General features: G+C 56.0%; 18 protein-coding genes. 6 read left to right on the forward strand and 12 right to left on the reverse strand.

Annotation, left to right across the window (positions count from 1 at the left end; genetic code table 11):
• From H8F21_RS02555 to H8F21_RS02585, 7 genes are all read right to left on the reverse strand, one after another.
• Positions 1-645, reverse strand: coding sequence for a tetratricopeptide repeat protein (locus H8F21_RS02555; RefSeq protein ID WP_195884057.1), 645 nt, complete (start codon positions 643-645; stop codon positions 1-3).
• Positions 642-1,451: an SDR family oxidoreductase gene (locus tag H8F21_RS02560; protein WP_203583959.1), complete on the reverse strand. Its 810-nt coding sequence runs from the start codon at positions 1,449-1,451 to the stop codon at positions 642-644. The genes H8F21_RS02555 and H8F21_RS02560 overlap by 4 nt, the downstream gene beginning before the upstream one ends.
• Positions 1,438-2,112 carry a TenA family transcriptional regulator gene (locus H8F21_RS02565; protein WP_203583960.1) on the reverse strand — a complete coding sequence of 225 codons (675 nt, stop codon included), beginning with the start codon at positions 2,110-2,112 and terminating at the stop codon, positions 1,438-1,440. The genes H8F21_RS02560 and H8F21_RS02565 overlap by 14 nt, the downstream gene beginning before the upstream one ends.
• Entirely contained in the window at positions 2,109-3,590 is a 1,482-nt protein-coding gene (locus tag H8F21_RS02570; protein ID WP_203583961.1) for an AMP-binding protein, read from the reverse strand. The genes H8F21_RS02565 and H8F21_RS02570 overlap by 4 nt, the downstream gene beginning before the upstream one ends.
• A complete protein-coding gene (locus tag H8F21_RS02575; RefSeq protein ID WP_203583962.1) occupies positions 3,580-4,257 on the reverse strand; it encodes a thermostable hemolysin in 678 nt (225 codons plus the stop codon). The genes H8F21_RS02570 and H8F21_RS02575 overlap by 11 nt, the downstream gene beginning before the upstream one ends.
• 284 nt (positions 4,258-4,541) lie before the next feature.
• The gene (locus H8F21_RS02580; protein ID WP_203583963.1) at positions 4,542-5,834 is read right to left on the reverse strand and encodes a tyrosine-type recombinase/integrase; all 1,293 of its coding nucleotides are present in this window, start codon (positions 5,832-5,834) and stop codon (positions 4,542-4,544) included.
• Positions 5,835-5,955: 121 nt separating this feature from the next.
• Positions 5,956-6,231 (reverse strand): helix-turn-helix domain-containing protein, encoded by a 276-nt coding sequence (locus tag H8F21_RS02585; RefSeq protein ID WP_203583964.1) that lies wholly within the window; start codon positions 6,229-6,231, stop codon positions 5,956-5,958.
• 94 nt (positions 6,232-6,325) lie between these two features.
• Between H8F21_RS02585 and H8F21_RS02590 the strand changes: the two genes are divergently transcribed.
• From H8F21_RS02590 to H8F21_RS02600, 3 genes are all read left to right on the forward strand, one after another.
• The gene (locus tag H8F21_RS02590) at positions 6,326-6,853 is read left to right on the forward strand and encodes a hypothetical protein (protein ID WP_203583965.1); all 528 of its coding nucleotides are present in this window, start codon (positions 6,326-6,328) and stop codon (positions 6,851-6,853) included.
• Complete coding sequence (locus tag H8F21_RS02595; RefSeq protein ID WP_203583966.1) at positions 6,846-7,196, forward strand: hypothetical protein; 351 nt, start codon at positions 6,846-6,848, stop codon at positions 7,194-7,196. Before H8F21_RS02590 ends, H8F21_RS02595 begins: the two co-directional genes overlap by 8 nt.
• A 1,042-nt stretch (positions 7,197-8,238) precedes the next feature.
• Positions 8,239-8,541: a cystatin domain-containing protein gene (locus tag H8F21_RS02600; protein WP_203583967.1), complete on the forward strand. Its 303-nt coding sequence runs from the start codon at positions 8,239-8,241 to the stop codon at positions 8,539-8,541.
• A gap of 256 nt (positions 8,542-8,797) precedes the next feature.
• On the opposite strand, the gene H8F21_RS02605 is transcribed toward H8F21_RS02600, so the two are convergent.
• Positions 8,798-9,583 carry a nitronate monooxygenase gene (locus H8F21_RS02605; protein WP_203480178.1) on the reverse strand — a complete coding sequence of 262 codons (786 nt, stop codon included), beginning with the start codon at positions 9,581-9,583 and terminating at the stop codon, positions 8,798-8,800.
• A gap of 315 nt (positions 9,584-9,898) precedes the next feature.
• Here H8F21_RS02605 and H8F21_RS02610 point away from each other — a divergent pair, with 315 nt between their 5' ends.
• The 3 genes from H8F21_RS02610 to H8F21_RS02620 all read left to right on the forward strand — a co-directional run bounded on the left by H8F21_RS02610 (position 9,899) and on the right by H8F21_RS02620 (position 13,707).
• Entirely contained in the window at positions 9,899-11,056 is a 1,158-nt protein-coding gene (locus H8F21_RS02610; protein ID WP_203480180.1) for an HlyD family secretion protein, read from the forward strand.
• A gap of 4 nt (positions 11,057-11,060) precedes the next feature.
• Positions 11,061-12,581 (forward strand): MFS transporter, encoded by a 1,521-nt coding sequence (locus tag H8F21_RS02615; protein WP_203480183.1) that lies wholly within the window; start codon positions 11,061-11,063, stop codon positions 12,579-12,581.
• Positions 12,582-12,831: 250 nt separating this feature from the next.
• Positions 12,832-13,707, forward strand: a complete 876-nt coding sequence (locus H8F21_RS02620; protein ID WP_203480185.1) for a universal stress protein — start codon at positions 12,832-12,834, stop codon at positions 13,705-13,707.
• A 63-nt stretch (positions 13,708-13,770) separates the two neighbouring features.
• On the opposite strand, the gene H8F21_RS02625 is transcribed toward H8F21_RS02620, so the two are convergent.
• From H8F21_RS02625 to xth, 4 genes are all read right to left on the reverse strand, one after another.
• Complete coding sequence (locus H8F21_RS02625; RefSeq protein WP_203480188.1) at positions 13,771-14,895, reverse strand: carboxylate-amine ligase; 1,125 nt, start codon at positions 14,893-14,895, stop codon at positions 13,771-13,773.
• Positions 14,895-15,875 carry a methyltransferase gene (locus H8F21_RS02630; RefSeq protein WP_203480192.1) on the reverse strand — a complete coding sequence of 327 codons (981 nt, stop codon included), beginning with the start codon at positions 15,873-15,875 and terminating at the stop codon, positions 14,895-14,897. Before H8F21_RS02630 ends, H8F21_RS02625 begins: the two co-directional genes overlap by 1 nt.
• An 18-nt stretch (positions 15,876-15,893) precedes the next feature.
• Positions 15,894-17,261: an iron-containing redox enzyme family protein gene (locus H8F21_RS02635; protein ID WP_203480195.1), complete on the reverse strand. Its 1,368-nt coding sequence runs from the start codon at positions 17,259-17,261 to the stop codon at positions 15,894-15,896.
• Positions 17,262-17,375: 114 nt separating this feature from the next.
• Complete coding sequence (xth, locus tag H8F21_RS02640) at positions 17,376-18,170, reverse strand: exodeoxyribonuclease III (protein WP_203480198.1); 795 nt, start codon at positions 18,168-18,170, stop codon at positions 17,376-17,378.
• Positions 18,171-18,307 lie beyond the last annotated feature (137 nt).

Genomic DNA, 18,307 nt, shown 5'->3' on the forward strand with positions numbered 1-18,307 from the left:
TCAATCGAGTTTCTTGTTAACGTCTTCCAGTAGTGCGGCGATTTCTTTGCGCCGTCCAACGTCAGCACTTTCCCGGCCCTGCCTTGGAGGCGCTTGTAGTGCTTTTTGCAGGGCAACCTTCGCTTCAGCGTAGCGCTTCTGGCGGTAGAGGTGATCGCCCCAGAAATATAGGCTATCGATGCCGGCAGGATTGAGTTGCAACGCTTTCTGAAGCAGTTGCTCTGCCTTGTCAGCATCACCGAAACCGATCGGCCAGCCGGGCACTCTGTCGTAGAGTGCAGCAAGGCTGGTATAGGCCGAGCCTTGCAAGGCGTCGGCGTCTAGAGTCAGGGCTTTTTCCAGATCGGCCTTGGCATCTTTGACCTTGCCTAGGGCGCCCAGCCCGCCTTGAGCACCCGCCCAACTGCTGGTGACGATTCCTGACCAGATCCACGCTTCGGCTAACACTGGGCGATCTCGCGTGAACGACGATGTTTGTGCCGCCAATTGCGCGAACGCCGCTACGCGCTGTTGCTCTGGCAGTTCATATTGTATGTGCGCCCAGCTTTGCTGAATGCCATTAAGGCGTTGCTGATCCGCGTTGTCGAGCGCCCAGACGCCTTGGCTCAACATGCCGAGCAGCAGGCAGGCAACGGTCTTTTTCATGGTTTGAGATGCTCATTTTCGTGGGTGTGACTAAGACGCCGGATCAGCGGCAATTGCTTGCGCAGGCCACGATCCACCAAGTTGGGCAACAGGCTGTTCAACCGCACAAAAAATCGCTCCGGCCACCCCAGATAGAGATCGCGACGGTCACCAGCAATGGCGTGGATCACCGCCGCTGCCACCGCCTGTGGATCATCGACGCTTGCCTTGAGTGCATCGTTGAGCGCTTGGGCGGCAGAGCTGTTCATCGAGGTACGGGTGGCGCGTGGTGCAACATAGAGGACGCCGACCCGGGTGTCGGCAAGCTCCCGGCGCAGGGCTTCGGAAAAGCCGCGAAGTGCAAACTTGCTGGCACAGTAACTGGCATATCCAGGGTAGCCAATCGAGCCATAGGTTGAACCGACGTTGACCACCATGGCGCTGTCGGCCTGCTTGAGCAACGGTAGAAGCAGTTTGGTCAGGCAAATTGGGGCGCTGACGTTCACGCTCAACATCGCGTTGATTTCATTGTCATCCAGCTGTTCGAGCATGGCGAAGTGGTTGACGCCGGCAGCATTGATCAACAAGTTGATGCCATCAATGGCTTCGGCGGCGGCCAGTACTTTGCGACGATCATTGAGGAGCGTGAGGTCGGCGGCTATCCAGAACAAGTTTTGCGGATAGCGCTCAAGCAACGGCATCAGGGATTCTTGATGTCGAGCTACCGCCAGCACCTGGGCGCCGGCGGCGCACAGATCCCTGGCAATTTCCTGGCCGATCCCACCGCTGGCGCCAGTCAAAACTACCCGGGCATCATGCAGCTGCATGATGAACCTCCGCAGCCCGGGGCAAGCCCCGAAACATATCGATGTACAGCCGATACACCACTTTTGACGCATGGATGACAGCCGCCTGGTCTGCGGGGTCTTCCAGCCTGTTCATCAGCCGGCGGTAGGTCTGCATATGCTCGATATCCAGTGAACCGTGGGAACTGAGATAGCTGAAGGCGCTTTCTGGAAGACCCAGATGCTCGCGGATGCTGCCTGCTGCATGGGTGGCGAGGGCAATGCTTGTGCCTTCCAGCACATTGACCATGCCGAACAGGCCTACCGGGTTGCCTCGGGCAATCAAGTCGTACAGAAAGCTGACCATCAGTTCAATCGGCATTGAGGGTTGGCCGTCACGCACGGCGTCACGGTCACCGCCGCAGGCGGCTATATCATTAAGCACCCACTGTTCATGGCCGTATTCTTCTTCGATGTACTCGCATACCGCTTTACGTAGCCATTCGAGGTGGCTTGGTAGTCGCGCGCCGCAGGCCATCATCAGTGGCACAGTGTGGCGGACGTGGTAGTAGGCTTGCGCAAGAAATGCCCGATAGCTCTCAAGGCTGACCTTACCTTCAAGTGCGTCGAGGATTATCGGCAGGTTGAACAATTCGTGGCGCTCCTGATGTGAAGCTTCTTGAAGCGTGTCGAAAAAACTCATGATGCAGACTCCTCAGATACGGCAGATTCGGTAAGTTGCGCGTGAAACGTCTCGACAATAGCGTCGCGGCGCGGTCGGCCATTGGCAGTCAGCAGGCCGTTGGCTGACGTGAAGGGATAGGGCAGGCGCGTCCAGCTATGAACTTGGGCGTAGTCGGGCAATGCGTCGTTAGCTTCCGCTACAGCCTCAGCAAGTTCTGCATCAGTACAATCGGTACGATGGGGCCACAACAGAGCGTGATTGCGTGGAAGCGATTCCCCGTACACAAAGGCTTGGGCAATGTGGCGGCGTTGGGTGAGTTCGGCCTCTACCCAATCCGGGTTGACGTTGCGTCCGAAACTGGTGACAAACTGATGCTTCTTGCGACCTTTGAGGTAAAGGAAGCCTTCCGGATCTAGCTCTCCCAGGTCGCCGCTGGGCCACCAATCCTCGGCGTAAGGTGCATCGCCCAGATAGCCGAGCAGTGCCGAGCCCTTGATCAGTACTTCACCATCTTCTGCCAACTTCACCTGGATGTGAGGCAAGGGTTTACCAACGCTTCCCGGTCGCTGGGCACCGGGACGATTTAGGCACACCACCGAGGCGCACTCAGATAATCCGTAACCTTCGTAAACCGGCAGACCGACGCGCTCAGCTCGGAGCAACAAGTCCTCAGAGACGCGCGCTCCTCCTACAGCAGCAAAGCGCAATTTTTGTGGGTCGAAGGCTTTCTGCTCAGTGGCGCTGACCAACATCTGCAGCAACTGCGGCACCAAAATCAGACTCTCGGGTGCGCGCTTGGTAAGGTACTCGAGTAGCCGGGGTAAGTTGACGCCGCTGGCGCCTTGAATGCCCAAAGCTTTCTGACTCGGTAAGCTCAAGGTTGCGCCAGCGTACAGTGCGGCGTAGCAACCGAGGTTTTCCAGCAGGATTGCTAGTGGCAACAATGCCAAGTGATGCTGCGGGTCAGCAGGTTTACTGGCTTGATCCAGCTCTCTTGCTACTTGTAGTAGGTTTTCCGCACTCAGGCACACGCCTTTAGGGGTACCGGTGGTACCGGAGGTAAAGGTCAGTTTGGCCGTGCCTGGGGGCATCCGGTTCGGGCCGGCGAATGTACGGCGCCAGAACTCGCCGTTTTTTTCATAGCCCAAGGTAAGCAATTCAGCATCCAGCTCCGGTTCCGAAATCACCCTTGCCGCCTGACTTTGCTCCAGGCAATGGGCGCGCTGTGTTGGGCTAAAGAAGGGCGGCAAGGTTACGCAAGTCAAGCCCTCGAACAGCGCGGCAAGATCCCAGAGTATTGCTTCAACGCCGTTATCCAGTGCCAGGGCTATAACCTGAGCGTGTTCGTCGCGTAGGCGTTGCTGGCGGTACGACATTTCGGCGTAAAGAGTGGCGTAATCGAGTCTCACCCGATCATCCCAAAGTGCAATCGCGTGTGGGTTGCGCTGCATATGGCTATGCAGGATCTTCTGGAAACGTTGTAACTCAAGCGACATGGCTAGTGCCCTCAATGGATGACGGCAGACCCAGCCGAGTGAACAGACCACTGTTGCGCAAATGGATGAATCCCGCGCGAATGTTACCGACGTGTACCCAGGGTTTGCTCTCGTAATAGCTGCCCCAACTGTAGCGATCGTCACCCAGTCGGCCCGGGTCGGCTGCACACAACGTCACCGGTTTCAGACCGAGGCGATGGAAGCTATTGACCAAGCCGATGTTGCCGGTAAATGCCACCCATTCCAGGCCGCCCATGGCCAGTAGCCAGGTGATGGCGATGATGCTCAGTCGTGCACTGCCGGTATCGCAGGCAGCCAGGTTACCGACCTCGACAATGCTGGCCCGACCCACCGGGTATCCGGCAGTAGCACTGATCAGCGGATCGATGGGCTCGTCCAGGTAACGTTCCAGGAACAGTGGTTCGTCATGTGCAAGGCGCACCCCGGCGACCGCACATAACTCGCCATAGGCTTTGCTCATGCCAAACAGCTGTGGCATGAAATGACGGATGTCGGCGCCGTGAGCCTTGCGAAAGCGTTGCTGAATAAACGCTTCGAATGCGGGTCGCAGGCTGTCGCCTGGCATGGCACCGGTCAATGTCAGCTGCGGCGTCTCGGCTTGGCCGAAGCGCAGGGGCAGGGGGGTGTTCCAGTCGAAATGGGGCATGGGCAGATTGCCTCCCTGTATAGGTTGGGGAGGAGTATCCAAGGTATTTCTTAACGAAATCTGAAGGTGAGGCTCATTTATGTAGTGGTCTAATGATTCCGGACACCCATTCCCGGATCCGCTCTACGATGGCGGTTGCTTCATGTAGCGATGTGTCAGGCAGAGCAAAGTGAATTCTTCCCCGCCAGAACGGCACCCTTAGATCAGCGGCTCTGGAGTTTCGCTTGAGAATTTACATGATGAATTTGAGTGTCTTATCGTCTGCGTCATGTCAAACCGATGAACTACTTTCGCATCTTTAAACCTTTTACTGACTTGGCTCGTTGTTCGTCCAGGCTATTGTAGTAGGTGTTTTGAGTGGTGCTTAGGCTGTTATGGCGTAAATCCGCTTGGAGGTCTTTCATATCACGAAGCGGTGCATCGAACGTCGCGGCTGTATGGCGCAACCAATGGAGGGAGGCAGAGCGGAGCTGGTCGATTTGATCATCACTCCACCCTTCACTCTGCATACGTTGCAAAGAGTGATCGAACACTGTTTGAAGAAGTAGTCGTACGTGTCGATCCGAAAGCCCTGCACGACCTTTCAATGTACTAATCAGCGGTGTCTTTTCTTGTGGTGAGGGTAGGGGGGAGAGGCCTATGAAGTGACGATATCGTACGAGATAGCACTCGACATACTCGTCTCTCACACTTATCTTGGCCGCTTTGTTACCTTTACCAACGACGTGAAACCACCAGTTGCCCGTCGTATCCCGTCGTAAATCTCCCATTGTTGGCCGCCAGTTGTCACGGCCGATCAAGTCAGAGATACGGAGGTACATGGCGAAAAGCGTCGCTACGATAAACAGCGTGCGCTCATGGGTTGGGTCTTCGTCAGCCATTTTCTCTGCAGTATCAATTACGAAACTCCATTGCAACTCAGTCAAGGACCGAGACGCCACCTCCAGTGTATTTCGTTGCTTATAGATCGACTTTTGCTTGATCGCACGAAACGGATTGGCTTCCGTGAGTCCTTCATCCATAGCGTGTTGAAAAAAACTGCCGCAGACAGCGAAGACCTGAGCCACCGATCCTTGCGCCATATGGTATGTAACATCGGAGTGCTCGGTCATCGCCTCAGCTGCCAACTTGCGCTCGCGCTTAGAAACTGTGTAACTAAATGGCCGCCAATTAGAATTCACAACGTACTCATCAGTTTCAAGCCGCTTACGACCACCGATGCGTATGAAACGAGACTTAATCACCGAGCCGATCCAGTCCACAGGTGGATTAAGACAGAACTCCATGAATTGCTCAGCATCGGTGCGACGCAGATCCAGAAGTGGTTTACGAGCAACATTCAGCGTCCAGAGCAGCAAGCGTTCGATGTGTGTTCTGAATGAGTTGAAAGTTGACTGGTTACCGGCGTAGGACTTCAAAAAGCTCCGTACAACCAGATAGCTATCAACGGCGCGGCATCTGTCCTCGAAGCTGTTGAGATATTGCCGGACACTCGGGTGCTCGTTGCTAAGATTAAGAAAGTTGAGCTCGTGGAAGCGCTCGAAAGTGTCGAACAGCGGCTGAGGGATGCAAGGCATGACTTGACCAATACGTACAGGATGGCTTTAGCATGCGTACCTGCGGGAAATAATGCAATATCCGGGTCTGGCAGTTATCGGATATTACAGGCGCCTGTAACCTCACCTCTGTAGCAATCGGCTACGTCATATCTAGGTCTTGTCGGATCCTGGCAAACAGAACCTCGATGTCGGCCTCATCATCAGTGAGAAGGAAAACCTCGGCGAGCAGGCTGAGAGGATGGACGTCCATGCGAGCAGCCAGCTCGACGAGCTTTTCTAACGTGGGACTCTTAAGGCCGCGCTCGAGAGTGCTCACGTAGGTACGGCTACTGACATCTCCGAAATCCTCCTGCGTGAGGCCTCGGCTCGTTCTGGTCTTGCGTAGCGCCTGTGCGAGGGCTTGCTTGAGATCCATTTGCGTTTCTAGTCCACAAAAGGAATGATGAAGCCTTTTTGAGCCCTATAGCGCTACAATCTATAGTGTTCATTTTTCTCTCGGAGGACATCACATGCCCAGTCTACGGGTAACTCTCCAAGCCTTCTCGGAAGTCCTCGGAACCACAGATAATTCCACTTTTTTAATCGTGTGCATGATGGATTTACATGGGCAAGAGGAAGTCGTTGAGATTAGAGTATTTAACACAGGACAGAGTGCTCTAGACTTTTTCCATGAGATGGACAGGCCTCAGTCCACGCAGGTAATAGTTGGACTCCAACTTGCAATCGCCCCAAACTTAAACAATACGGGGCAGTGGGAGGTTGAGCCGGTTCTCGATTTCAAGAGGATATCGGCAATACTAAAGGGAGACGAATCTGACCTATACGGCTACGAGACGCTGTCGGGCCGTACATTTTCAGACAATCTAAAGATCCCCGATGAGCAGGTCATAAGCGCCAGGAGCATATACAAAGCCTCAAACACAGAGGCCGAGGACCTGGAACTACAGGCATATCAATTGTGGCTAGCGAAAATATTGGTACAACTGATCAACGAGGCTTATAGCCTAAAGAAAGCGGGGGTATTTTTCAGTGGCTAATGACAAAAGCATAGGAAACCATACAGCCGCAGAAGCGGCATTCTCTATACTAAATGCATGGGGAGTTAATGGGCCGTTAGCTAACGGCATCCTCGGGAGCGAAGATTGTAGTGATTCGGAGGTGCTATATCGGGCAGGCTTAATTATGGAAATATCGAGGGCGCTGCAAATGATATTTGAGAATCCAAAGAACGCAGAAGGATTCATGACCATGAAAAACCACAATCATTACTTTCTTGGAATGTCTCCTATTGAGAGAATCGCTGACGGCTCCCTGGTTTCCTTAGAGGAGTGCGCGAAACGCATAAGGGCGCTCGCCACCGGAGAGCTTCCTTCTCAATGAGTGCGAAAAGCGCGTGAAAGCACTTGATAATTTTTTATAGCTCCGGACAAGCACTCTCAGCTAGATACGGACGATGTTCGGTCTCACTGCAGCCAGAGCACGTCAAGGAAGCATGGCAGGCTACGCCCACGAATGCCAGATGTTCGAGGTGCTCGTCTGTGTACCGGTGAATACAGCAAGCAGATTCGCCAGCGCGGGGAAACGCAGAGTTTTACTTATCATTTGAGTTGTAGGCCTGACAACAGGCGATGGATTCCGGGTAGGCGTAAAGTGCTCGAGTTCCACGGTGGAACTCCTTGCATCGCACCTCATGTTGCCCCATACCTTCAGCAGGGTTAACCAGGGGGCCACAAAACACCGGGGAGCGTTGAGCGATTCTTCTTAGGAGTTTCCAACTAAAGTCTAAAAAAATGCTATGGATTTTCCAATGCGCTCTCGAAGTTTTCCACTTTCGCCCCAAAAAACTTTGCTAGTCTCACAAAAAAATATACAGCTAGATCAATGGCATAGCGGAGAGGTAAATCGAGTCGATTCCAATGAACTCAAAAAGCTGACCATGGCGCTTGGTGCAAGCTACTGAATCTCAGAAGATTTTCTTCCGTCTAGGCGCTTTCCATTTTTCCCTCGATCCTCACACACAGTTTGACCGGAGGTATGTGGGATTGGACAACACATGAACATTTGTGACATAGCACATGATTTAACATAATATACATTATGCGTACTCATCCACAGACGCACCAGCCCACGTGTGATGAAATTTCGAACCTTGCACACAAGAACGTTTTATCTCCCCAGGCCTTTTGAAATGCGCCTACGTCCATCCCTGCGCAAAGTATGTTCGGCTACCGAATCTCAAGCTCGAGACTCAGAGCGTCCAATTACATGGCGCTGTGGAAAAGAGTTCGGATCCTACGCATACTCATTGAGAAGACGCGTATCAATCTCCAGCGCAGCACCTGTCATTTTTACCAGTAGACGCGGTTGCCGGGTTGCTATTTCATGACTTGTACCAAACCCATCGCAAACTGGAGTTGATAAAATGAGAGCTGGCGGACTCAGTGAACCTAGAAAAGCTACATCTGAAATACAAGAGTATGTTGATCGCGTAAAGCCTACGTTTGAGGACGGAGTAAACGTCTCCTACAGTGAATTTCGCGCGGTTGCTTATAGGACACAAACGGTTGCAGGGGTGAATTATTTTTTTTCGGTAGCGACTAACAATTCATCCAATGAGTTCATTTTCCTGAAAATATTTAAATCATTACCTAGCTCAGGTGGTGAGTTATCCCTTACGGGGTACCAAACTGGAAAAACAGCAAGTGATGAAATTATCTATTTCTGAGTTTTGTTGAATGGATGGCTGCTGGAGTAAGTTTTTCATTCTGGTCGTCCCAAGCGAGAACCTGTAATGTCGTACAAAGCGGTCTCTTTTCGCCCCTCTTTCTTGCGGCTATCTACTTATTGAAAACGTTAGAGTCATAACTCAACTAAATAGTCATTTAGTTGAGTTATGTTTAATTCGCAAGAAATTGCAAGCCTCGGCTGTTCAACTGGTAGTTGCTTTACATGCGCACCAATCCGAAGAAGGTCTCGCACGTTTACACAATTCCACCATCTCCCAGCCCCACCTGCGCCGCCACCGCCCCCTTGCGCGCACGGTACGCCATCGCCATTTCCATCGATCGTTTGAAGCGGCCATCACACTCTCCGCGCTCCAGCGCCATGCACACCTTCGCTTCATCCACCAGTTGCGCCAGCCGCCCCGCGTAATGCTCTCGCGCCTGGAAGTTGTCGATGGCGTATCCGGTCAACTGGCACAGCACCCCTTGCGCGCCACGGCCCAATGCCGCGACCACTGCGTTACCGGTCCGTATTCCGCCTGCGGCGATGACCGGAGCGTTATTCAACAGGGCCAGTTCATAAGCGAGGTTGGGACTGCTTCGATCTGCTTGGGCGATAAGCGCATCGGCACCCGCCTCCATCGCATGTATGGCTTGTCTGGATTGCTTGACCTGCTGCAGTACCTGCACGCCTGCGCGTTTGAACTGCTCGATCACACTGCTCTGCACAGTTGACGCGAGTATCACGATGGGTACCTGCAACGTTAGGCACGCCTGGATCTGTTCGTTATGTAGCGATCGTGCGGTACACGTGCAGTCGAGGATCGCCGCAAATGGACGTTGGCTGAGGGCTTGGTAGGCAAAAACCTGCTGCTGTAGCTGAGCGCTCGTTACTCTCGCCGTCTGTATGCAGCCCAAACCACCGGCATTGCCGATGGCAGCTGCAAACTCGGCTTGGTCGACCTGCGGCCCTGCCAGGCAAATGATCGGGTAGCGGCAACCGAGGGATTTTGCCAGCGGGGTTTGCAGCGACGGGTAAGACATGACCAACTCCTTTTCGCAGTCAATGCGATGCAGAGGGCATGGTAGGCCGATGCCGGAAATAGATTAAATGCAAATTATTGAACTCTCTTATCAATATGAGTGAAGTCACACTGATATCAAAAAAAGTGCAGGCAATGCGCATTAATTTGAATTGGTGAAGGTGCTGCAGCTGGTCGCAAAATGGCCGGAGATTCAGTCGCTTACCGCACTACATGCGTTCCTGTGTCGTGATTTGGACTCGCCTCCCCGTGGTTGAAATCCCCGCTGCGAAGTTGCCCCGCCCTCTTCTTTCCTTGCTAATTGCCGAGTGCATTTATGCCCAAGCTTTCCCTGTCGCTCAACAGACACGACCTATCCATTTTCGTTGCCGCCCTTGTGCTGCTGATCGCTGCGTTATCGTGGATCGTATTAGACTCCGACGTTGTAAGTACCGAGGATGCCTATGTGCAGGGTAACGTGGTACAGGTAACCAGTCAGGTAGGCGGTACGGTGATCGGTATCGAAGCTGATACCACCGACCATGTCGAATCTGGCCGGGTGTTGGTACGCCTTAATCCCGTGGATGCCCAGATCCGCTACAAGCGTGCTGAAGCCGCATTGGCGCGTGCCACCCGCCAGGCCCGAACTCAGTACCTGCAGGTGCAGCAACTCGATGCGGAGCTTGATCAGCGCCGCAATGACCTGGCCAAGGCCCGCGCTGACCTCGCCCGGCGTCAACAGCTGGTAGGCATTGGCGCCGTTTCAAAGGAAGAGATCCGTCATGCCGAGGTCATCGCCCAGAACGCTCGGTCTGCCCTGGTTGTTTCTCAGCAGGTACTGGCCCAGCGCCGTGCTCTGGTTGATGGCACCCACTTGGAAAGCCACCCCGAAGTGCTCGCGGCAGCTGCCGACTTGCGCGACGCCTATATCGCCCTGTTGCGCACGACCATAGCCGCACCGGTCACGGGCACAGTAACCCAGCGCGGGGTGCAGGCAGGCCAGCACATCAGCCCGGGTTTGGCCTTGATGTCGGTGGTTCCACTGGATTCATTGTGGGTCAACGCCAACTTCAAGGAGTCCCAGCTTGAACACCTGCGCATTGGCCAGCCGGTAATACTGACGTCAGAAGTCTACGGCACCAATGTTGAATATCACGGCAGCGTCGCCGGCCTCGATGCTGGTACCGGCAGTGCTTTCTCGCTGCTGCCTGCACAGAATGCGACAGGGAATTGGATCAAGGTCACCCAGCGCGTACCGGTGCGCATTACCCTGCAAGGCGCCGAACTGCTGCGACAGCCGCTACGCATTGGCATGACCATGCACGCCAAGGTCGATACCCGCGATCACCGGGGTACGCAAGTGAGCAGCGCAATTGCCCTGGACGACTCTTATCAGACCCATGTCTTTGACCAAGAAATGCGTGAGGCCGATCGCCGCGTCGCGCAGGTCATTCATGCCAACACCACCACTCAGGCCGCTTTGGCGGGCCGGTAATGTTATGAGCCGTCGGTACGCCCTGTTAGCGATCATCTTTTTGCTCAACCTTGTCGAGTTTCTCCAGATCGGTATGGTGTCATTCGCTGCTGCGCCGATTCGTGGCGAAATCGATGCCAGTCCCGAGGAGTACAGCTTCATTGCTGCGCTGTATGCGTGCGTTGCCGTGGTCATGATTGCCAAGAAGCACTGGTTCATCGAACGCATGGGGCTGCGCCATTATGTTCACGCTTCGATTGTGGTGCACATCGCGGGCTGCCTGATGTGTGCGGCAAGTCATGACCTTGGGATGTTCACCGCGGGGCGGGTGATCATGGCCCTGGGCGGCGCAGCATTCATGACTACCGCTCGAGTGCTGGTACACCAGTTGCCCGCTGGATCGGTGCGCTTTGGTGGGGTCAAGGCGTTCTTCGCAGGGCTCGCCGTAGGCACCGGATTGGCGCCGCTGCTGGCGTCTCTGGCAGTCACCGAGGACCATTGGCAAACAATGTTCTGGCTGCTCATTGCGGTTACCGTTACGGTGGCAATATTGGCTTGCCGGTGTTTGCCAGCAGATGCCCATGCCGACGACGCGCGCAGCCCATCTAATCTTGGGCGCATCTTGTTGTTGGCGGTGGCGTCGTTCTTTCTGCTGTATCTACTCCAGCGTTCGTATTACAACTTTTATGACGACCGCGCGATATTCGGGATCTTTTGCGCTTTAGCGGGTTTTGCCCTTTACAGCTATTTTCATGCCGAGCACCGCAATGAAAAGCCACTGCTTATGGTGCGGGAGTTGTGGCAGAGGCCTCGGTTTGTGTTCGGTGTGGCTGTATTCAGCTTCGCCTATGTCGTGCAAGGTGCGAACAACTTCATACTGCCGGCCTTCCTGCAAACCGGCATGGGCTATGCCTGGGAAACTATCGGCAAGCAGCAGTCGTTGGGCCTGGCGATGACGGTAGTAACGTGGGCAGTGATGCTACGCATCATCAATACCCATCCCGGGTCGAAGAAATTCCACATTGCCGGCTTCATCGCTCTGGGCAGCTTCGCGTGGCTATTGGCGCATGTCGCGCCCGACACCGATCTCGTCGGACACATTCTGCCTGCACTGGCGCTTAACGGCTGTTTCATTATGTTGGTGATTCCCACTACAGCAATCCAGGCCTTCGCCGACGTGGCCCACGACGACAAGTTGTTTGCCCATGCGCAGCAGGTCAAGAACATGCTGCGCGAAATCTTCACGGCCCTGGGCACCTGCCTGGCCACGTTGTTTTCCCAATGGCGAAGCACTGAGCAATATAACCTGCTCAACCTGCGCTTGACCCATGCCGATGCGGCCTTTGGCAGCTATGTCGATATCCTGGCCCGGCATTTTGGTCAAAACCACGAGAGTGCACAGGCCGGGAAAATGGCTCTGATTTATGTCGGCCAACAAGTTAACCAGCAAATCAGTTATCTGGTGGGGATCGAATACTTCACTGCCATTGCGGTGCTGGCGGTGGTCTGTACGGTGTTGATTGCCTGGCAAAACATATTCCGTTGAAGGCCCTTGTACAGTCAGCCACGCGTTAGGCACCGTAAGCGGTGCTTCGAGTTCCCCTGCTCAGGCGCAATTGTGGATATCGGCTTTACTTGTCTGCGACGTCGCTGTCCTATCGTTGACTCAGGTCACGACGTTGAGTGCCAATCGCGCGAGGATGGCTGCAAGCACGAATCGCAGCGAACTCCAGCCAACGCGCCAGCGTAGGCGACTTCGTGGATTCAGGAACGCAGTACTGCATAAGGAGACCGAAATGTCCCAGTTGAGCCATATACTGGTTGCCACCGACCTGTCCGCCTCGGCCCGTCACGCGGCAGAGCGCGCGGCACTATTGAGCAAGGAGTTGGCGGCTTCTCTGGATTTGCTCTATGTTGCCAATCCTGCCCCGTTCGAGCGTCTCAAGCAGATTGTCGCGCCTGATGACGACCTGCTGGCCAAGGCCCTTGCCAGTGCCAAAGAAAAAGCCCACGAGCAGGCTGACAGCCTGTTCCAGCGCTACGACGTGAGCGCGGGCAGCCATGTTGTGCCAGGTTCGGTCATCACCGAAGTCACCCGTGTGGTGCAGGACAAACGCATCAACCTGCTGGTCTGTGGCGCCAAGGGCCAGAGCGTGGTTCGTCACTTGCTGCTGGGCTCGACCGTCCAGCGCATGCTCAACCGCATGCTCTGCCCGCTACTGGTAGTCAAACAGGCGCCACGTCGCGAGTACCGTACCTTGCTGGTGCCGGTTGATTTCTCGCCGTCGTCCCTACGCGCCATCAAGCTGGCCATGGCCGTTGCACCGCAGGCCGAAATCATTCTTCTGCACGTGTTCGAAGCGCCCTTCGAGGGCAGTATGCGTTTCGCCCATGTAGACCATGACACCCTCACCCACTACCGCAACGTGATCAAGAAGGACGCGATACAGCAGCTTGCTGCCTTGAGCGAAGCGGCTGGGGTGCCCGATGCGCGGCAGGTGGTGGTGCATGGTGACGCTGCCTGGCGAATCGTCGAGCAGGAGCAGGAGTTGGACTGCGACCTGATCGTGATAGGCAAGCAAGGTGAAAGTGCACTGGAAGAGCTGCTGGTAGGCAGCATCACCAAGCACGTACTCAGTGAATCCCAAGGCGACGTGCTGGTATCGCTGTAACGCTCAAAAGCGTCAGGCTATCGCCCCACCCTCCTCTGCCGGAGGTCGGGGCGATTGCTGGCATCAAAGGGCTTGGCGACTTTCCTCAAGTAATTGCTCGGCCACTGCCATTAACGGCGACGGGGTGTGGGCAGCAGCATCAAAGAAACGCAGTTGCCGCTCGGCGCTGGTACCTGCGCGCAACAGCCGTCGGGCTTGGTCGAACAACCCCTCCTCGCCCAACGCTTGAGCGGTCGAACCGAAGGTGTCGTTGGCCTGATCCAGCCACTGCTCGAGTGTCAGCGTATCGCCGGCAGGTGCGAGCACATAGCGACCATGGCGTCCCCAGCGGCGAGCCTGGGCACGATTCTCTTTGAGTAACCAACCTATCGGCGCGGTGTAGCCACTACCCGGTTTCGCCTGACAACAGGCGTGGCGGACCATTAGCCGAAACAGCCCTGCCAGGAGTAGCGCGTCAGCCAACCGAGGACAAGCATCGGTAATGCGCAGTTCCAGGGTGGGAAAGCTCAAAGAAGGTCTGATCGCCCACCACACATTGGCCTTGGCGGCGATGGCGCCCGCTTGCCGGAGTGTGTCGAGGTACTGAGCGAATGCCGTTTCATTGGCCAGATGTTCGGGGATGCCCATGCGTGGCCATTCATCGCACACCGCCTGGCGATAGCTCATGTAACCGCTGTTCACGCCATCCCAGAACGGCGAAGACGTGCTCATGGCCAGCAACAGCGGCGTCCAGGGCAGTACTTCGTTCATCACCGCGATACGGTCGACCCCTGCGGGGATTTCAGCGTGAACATGCAGCCCAGACAACACGCTGCGCCGTGCAACCAGGGCAAACTCGGCGAACAGTTCACGAAAGTGACTTTGCGGTGTTTGCTGTTGTTCACGCCAGTCGGCAAGCGGATGGGCGCCGGCGCAGATGAACCCTAGGCCGTGCTCGGCCAATGCTTGACCGAGCCGCGCGCGCGCCTTTCCCATGTATTCGGCGGCTTGATCGGTTTGGGTGAACACCGGCGAAGCCAGCTCGACTTGGCCCTGGAACATCTCGTAGGCAAAACCGGCGCCCAATGCTTCGCGACAAGCCGCAAGCACAGGTTCATCCGGTGCTGCCAGCATACGTCGGGTCTTGAGGTCAGTGATGAAGTATTCCTCTTCGATCCCAAACCGCTGAACAACACCATTGGCACTCATCAGCGCAGCCGCGACACGGTCAGGGCTACCACCGCGATCCGCTCGACCTGCTCGTAGCCGGGTTTTTCCAACTCTTCTCCGAAGACATCGGGGTCAAGTTCGCGGTAAGTCCAAGCGAAAGTGGCATCGGTCAGCAGGCGCTGTGCAGCAGCCAGGAACGGGTCGCTGCCTGCCACCATCGCCACGCCGGTGTACAACAGCAAAGTGCCATGCACTTGCAGGCGCGGCAGTGACTCCTCGAGAATGCGTAACGACAAGTGTTCACCCAGGGCACCGCCGCCATGCCGGTAAGCCCGTTGTTGCACGTCGTTCATGTAAGGCGGGTTGGCCAGAATCAGATCGAAGCGTCCTTCGACACTGCTGAGCACATCGCTGTGGTAGACGCTGACGTTAGTGGCCTCGGCCAGTTCAGCATTCACTGCGCACAGGCGCAGGGCCCGTGGATTGATATCCAGCGCAAGTACTTCAGCGTCCCTGCGTGCCCGCGCCACCACCAGGGCACCTACGCCGGCACCGCAGCCAATGTCCACTGCACGGTGGACGGGTGTGAAATGCTGTAGCAGGTGTTCTTCGATCAAACTGGCGAAGCGATAGCTGTCAGGCCCGAAAAATACCGCATCGGCCTCAGTCGTCGGAAACGCCGAATGGGCCAGCAACAAGGGGCCAAGGCTGGACCAACGGACGGTGCTGCGATACAGCCCGGCGCACCTCTGAACAATACCGGCCTCCTCCAGCATGGCCAGGTCGTTTGCCTTGAACAGGTTGGCTTCAAATGGCCTCGACCAGCCAAAAACACCGCGTAGGTCTTCGTTGCGAGGGTTGTTGGGGCGATTGTTGACGCGTTGGTGGGTCAAGGGTGTCGGGGTGATGAAGCGGTAACCGTCAGCCTGCAAGCGTCGCCCCAGCCCAAGCAGAGCCTGGTCGGCCAAAGGCTGGTGCGGGTATACAGGGCGTTCGGGACATTTGACGAAATCAACCATGACGGCATCCTTGGCGGGTCAGCGCAAACGGGTTCGTAGCTCGATAAAGCGGCGCGTAGCGAACAAGCCGGCAGGACGGCTGTGACGCTGTGGGCCGAGCCAAGGCAACAACAGGGCAATCTGCGCATCGGCGGGCTGGCCTTTGAGTGATGCACTGAGTGCCTCGGTTTCCGCATCTTCGGGCAACTCAACAGCGGCTACGTTGGAAATACGCCGTCGCGCACACCGACGACGACCATCGTGCCAGTCACCAGCAATCCAATCATGTATCAGCTGCTTTTCGAAGCCGCTGAACACCCCAAACATGGCCGCTCCAGGCCCGTCGATCAGCTGCCAGAAACGGCTGTTTGTCGGGTCCTGATGACGTTGGATCCAGCCCTTGCCTTGGAGGGCGCGTAGGAAGTCGGGCATTTGCCCAGGTTCACTGAGCCATTGGTTAACGGTCTTGCCCTCGAAACTGGCGTAGTCGGAGTGCATGTGCTGGCCGAAAGGACGCTTGCGTTCGAGCATCGCCAACAACTCCTGCTCCAGATCGAAAGCTTGGATGACCGCAGTGGTGCTTGTGCCCAGATCATTGAGCGCGTAACCCCGTGCGACCCGCTTCCAGTACAACTGCGGGTCCATGCCCACCGGCATCAATTCGCTTACGGCCACTACCGCCCGGCGGGCATGCCCGGTGCTGGCGTTGTCGATGGTGACATGAAGGCTGAAATAATAAGGGTCGATGCCCAGCTCAATGAGTTCGTAGGCACAGACCAGCAAATGCAATGGCAATTGCTCGTAACCAAGGTTATAGCCCAGCACTTCGGGCATGAAGTCACTGGCGCAACAGCCTAGCGCCAACTGGATCGCGCCTTGGTGAAAGTGTTCGTCGGCAAGCCCCTGGTCGCTCTCGCAATCATGTTCGGCCAACAGGCGTCGGTAGATGGCGACATGGTTCTGGGCACCCTGTCCATCACCGAGCTCTTCCAGGTACGTAGTTATCAGGCCGTTGTAGCGATAGTCCTGCCAGTGTTCCAGCACACCATACAGCCATGCACCATCGACCAGTTTGGTGGGCGCCACGCTGCGCAATGTGTGCAGCGCGTGCGCCTTGTTGTGAAAATATCTGCGCACGGCCCCTTGCTTGCGCTGCTCCAGGTAGTCGGCGTATTCGGCCGCCACCGCCACGCAGTTTTGCTCGACCCAATGCGCCAGTTGTTGCGCATCTGGCGGTAGCCCGGTGGCCACGTCTTCGACTGCGGCCAGTTGTTGCTGCAAAAACGTGGCCGCCGCTTGCGCGGCCTCCTCTTTCTCGCTGGACAGCAGGTGCTGATACAGCTCACGCAGTGAACCATGGCGGTGTAATTCGGCAAGATCGCCGCTCATGGGTTTCAGCAAGGTCATGAAGTTCTCCGCAGGCATAAGGCGCATCATCACGCGCCATAGCCATGTGGAAAGCTGTAAGCAGGCCAAGGTGCCGGGCAGCGGACGAACGGTAGTCTGCAGCGTATAGGCGATCTATTTGAGTTTGCGCGTATCCAGTTCTATCCAGGTCGGCGCATGGTCGCTGGCATGTGCCTCATTACGCACCCAGGCATCTACGCCGGCGTTTTTCAGGCAAGGTTTTAGCGTTGGATTGAGCAGCAAGTGATCAATGCGCAAGCCAGCGTTCTTCTGCCAATGCTGGCGGAAGTAGTCCCAGAAAGTGTAGATCCTGTCGTTGGCGTACAGATGGCGCAGCGCATCGGTCCAGCCCTGCTGCAAGAGGCGCTGGTAGCACTCGCGGCTCTGCGGTTGCAGCAAGGCATCTTTGAGCCATGAACGGGTGTTGTAGATGTCGAAGTCGGTCGGCACCACGTTGTAATCGCCGGCCAGCACCACAGGATGATCGCTGCCTTGCAAGGTAGCAGCATGCTCGATCAATCGTTCGAACCAGGCCAGTTTGTAATCGAACTTCGGGCCCGGTTGCGGATTGCCGTTAGGTAGATACAAGCAGCCGACCAGTATCCCGTGCACTGCCGCCTCCAGATAGCGGCTTTGTGGATCGCCTTCGGTGCCGGGCAAGCCGCGGCGTACCTCAAGCGGTTCGGCATCGCGAGCGAGGATGGCCACGCCATTCCAGGAAGCCTGGCCCATGAACAGGCTGGCATAACCGATTGCCTCGAGGTCGGCCTTGGGAAAGTACCGGTCTACGGCCTTGAGTTCCTGCAAACACGCGATGTCAGGGCGTTCACGTTCGAGCCAGGCCAACAGGTTCGGCAACCGGGCGCGAATGCCATTGACGTTGAAGGTAGCGATCTTCAAGGTTTTCATCGGATGGCGGTCCTGCAGCAGTTGCGAAGTCCGGAGCCTGGAAAAAATCTAAACCTTTTGCGTGGCACCAGGCTCAACAGTGGGCGGAGTCGGTGTCGCGCCAACAAAACACCTTCTTCAAACATCATCCTCACGTC

Origin of the sequence: Pseudomonas arcuscaelestis (assembly GCF_016881005.1) — a bacterium.
Lineage (GTDB): Bacteria > Pseudomonadota > Gammaproteobacteria > Pseudomonadales > Pseudomonadaceae > Aquipseudomonas > Aquipseudomonas arcuscaelestis.

Excerpts from the sequence above, each read along its gene's own strand:
- H8F21_RS02555 (WP_195884057.1), bottom strand. The coding sequence starts at position 645 with ATGAAAAAGACCGTTGCCTGCCTGCTGCTCGGCATGTTGAGCCAAGGC.
- H8F21_RS02560 (WP_203583959.1), bottom strand. The coding sequence starts at position 1,451 with ATGCAGCTGCATGATGCCCGGGTAGTTTTGACTGGCGCCAGCGGTGGG.
- H8F21_RS02565 (WP_203583960.1), bottom strand. The coding sequence starts at position 2,112 with ATGAGTTTTTTCGACACGCTTCAAGAAGCTTCACATCAGGAGCGCCAC.
- H8F21_RS02570 (WP_203583961.1), bottom strand. The coding sequence starts at position 3,590 with ATGTCGCTTGAGTTACAACGTTTCCAGAAGATCCTGCATAGCCATATG.
- H8F21_RS02575 (WP_203583962.1), bottom strand. The coding sequence starts at position 4,257 with ATGCCCCATTTCGACTGGAACACCCCCCTGCCCCTGCGCTTCGGCCAA.
- H8F21_RS02580 (WP_203583963.1), bottom strand. The coding sequence starts at position 5,834 with ATGCCTTGCATCCCTCAGCCGCTGTTCGACACTTTCGAGCGCTTCCAC.
- H8F21_RS02585 (WP_203583964.1), bottom strand. The coding sequence starts at position 6,231 with ATGGATCTCAAGCAAGCCCTCGCACAGGCGCTACGCAAGACCAGAACG.
- H8F21_RS02590 (WP_203583965.1), top strand. The coding sequence starts at position 6,326 with ATGCCCAGTCTACGGGTAACTCTCCAAGCCTTCTCGGAAGTCCTCGGA.
- H8F21_RS02600 (WP_203583967.1), top strand. The coding sequence starts at position 8,239 with ATGAGAGCTGGCGGACTCAGTGAACCTAGAAAAGCTACATCTGAAATA.
- H8F21_RS02605 (WP_203480178.1), bottom strand. The coding sequence starts at position 9,583 with ATGTCTTACCCGTCGCTGCAAACCCCGCTGGCAAAATCCCTCGGTTGC.
- H8F21_RS02610 (WP_203480180.1), top strand. The coding sequence starts at position 9,899 with ATGCCCAAGCTTTCCCTGTCGCTCAACAGACACGACCTATCCATTTTC.
- H8F21_RS02615 (WP_203480183.1), top strand. The coding sequence starts at position 11,061 with ATGAGCCGTCGGTACGCCCTGTTAGCGATCATCTTTTTGCTCAACCTT.
- H8F21_RS02620 (WP_203480185.1), top strand. The coding sequence starts at position 12,832 with ATGTCCCAGTTGAGCCATATACTGGTTGCCACCGACCTGTCCGCCTCG.
- H8F21_RS02625 (WP_203480188.1), bottom strand. The coding sequence starts at position 14,895 with ATGAGTGCCAATGGTGTTGTTCAGCGGTTTGGGATCGAAGAGGAATAC.
- H8F21_RS02630 (WP_203480192.1), bottom strand. The coding sequence starts at position 15,875 with ATGGTTGATTTCGTCAAATGTCCCGAACGCCCTGTATACCCGCACCAG.
- H8F21_RS02635 (WP_203480195.1), bottom strand. The coding sequence starts at position 17,261 with ATGACCTTGCTGAAACCCATGAGCGGCGATCTTGCCGAATTACACCGC.
- xth (WP_203480198.1), bottom strand. The coding sequence starts at position 18,170 with ATGAAAACCTTGAAGATCGCTACCTTCAACGTCAATGGCATTCGCGCC.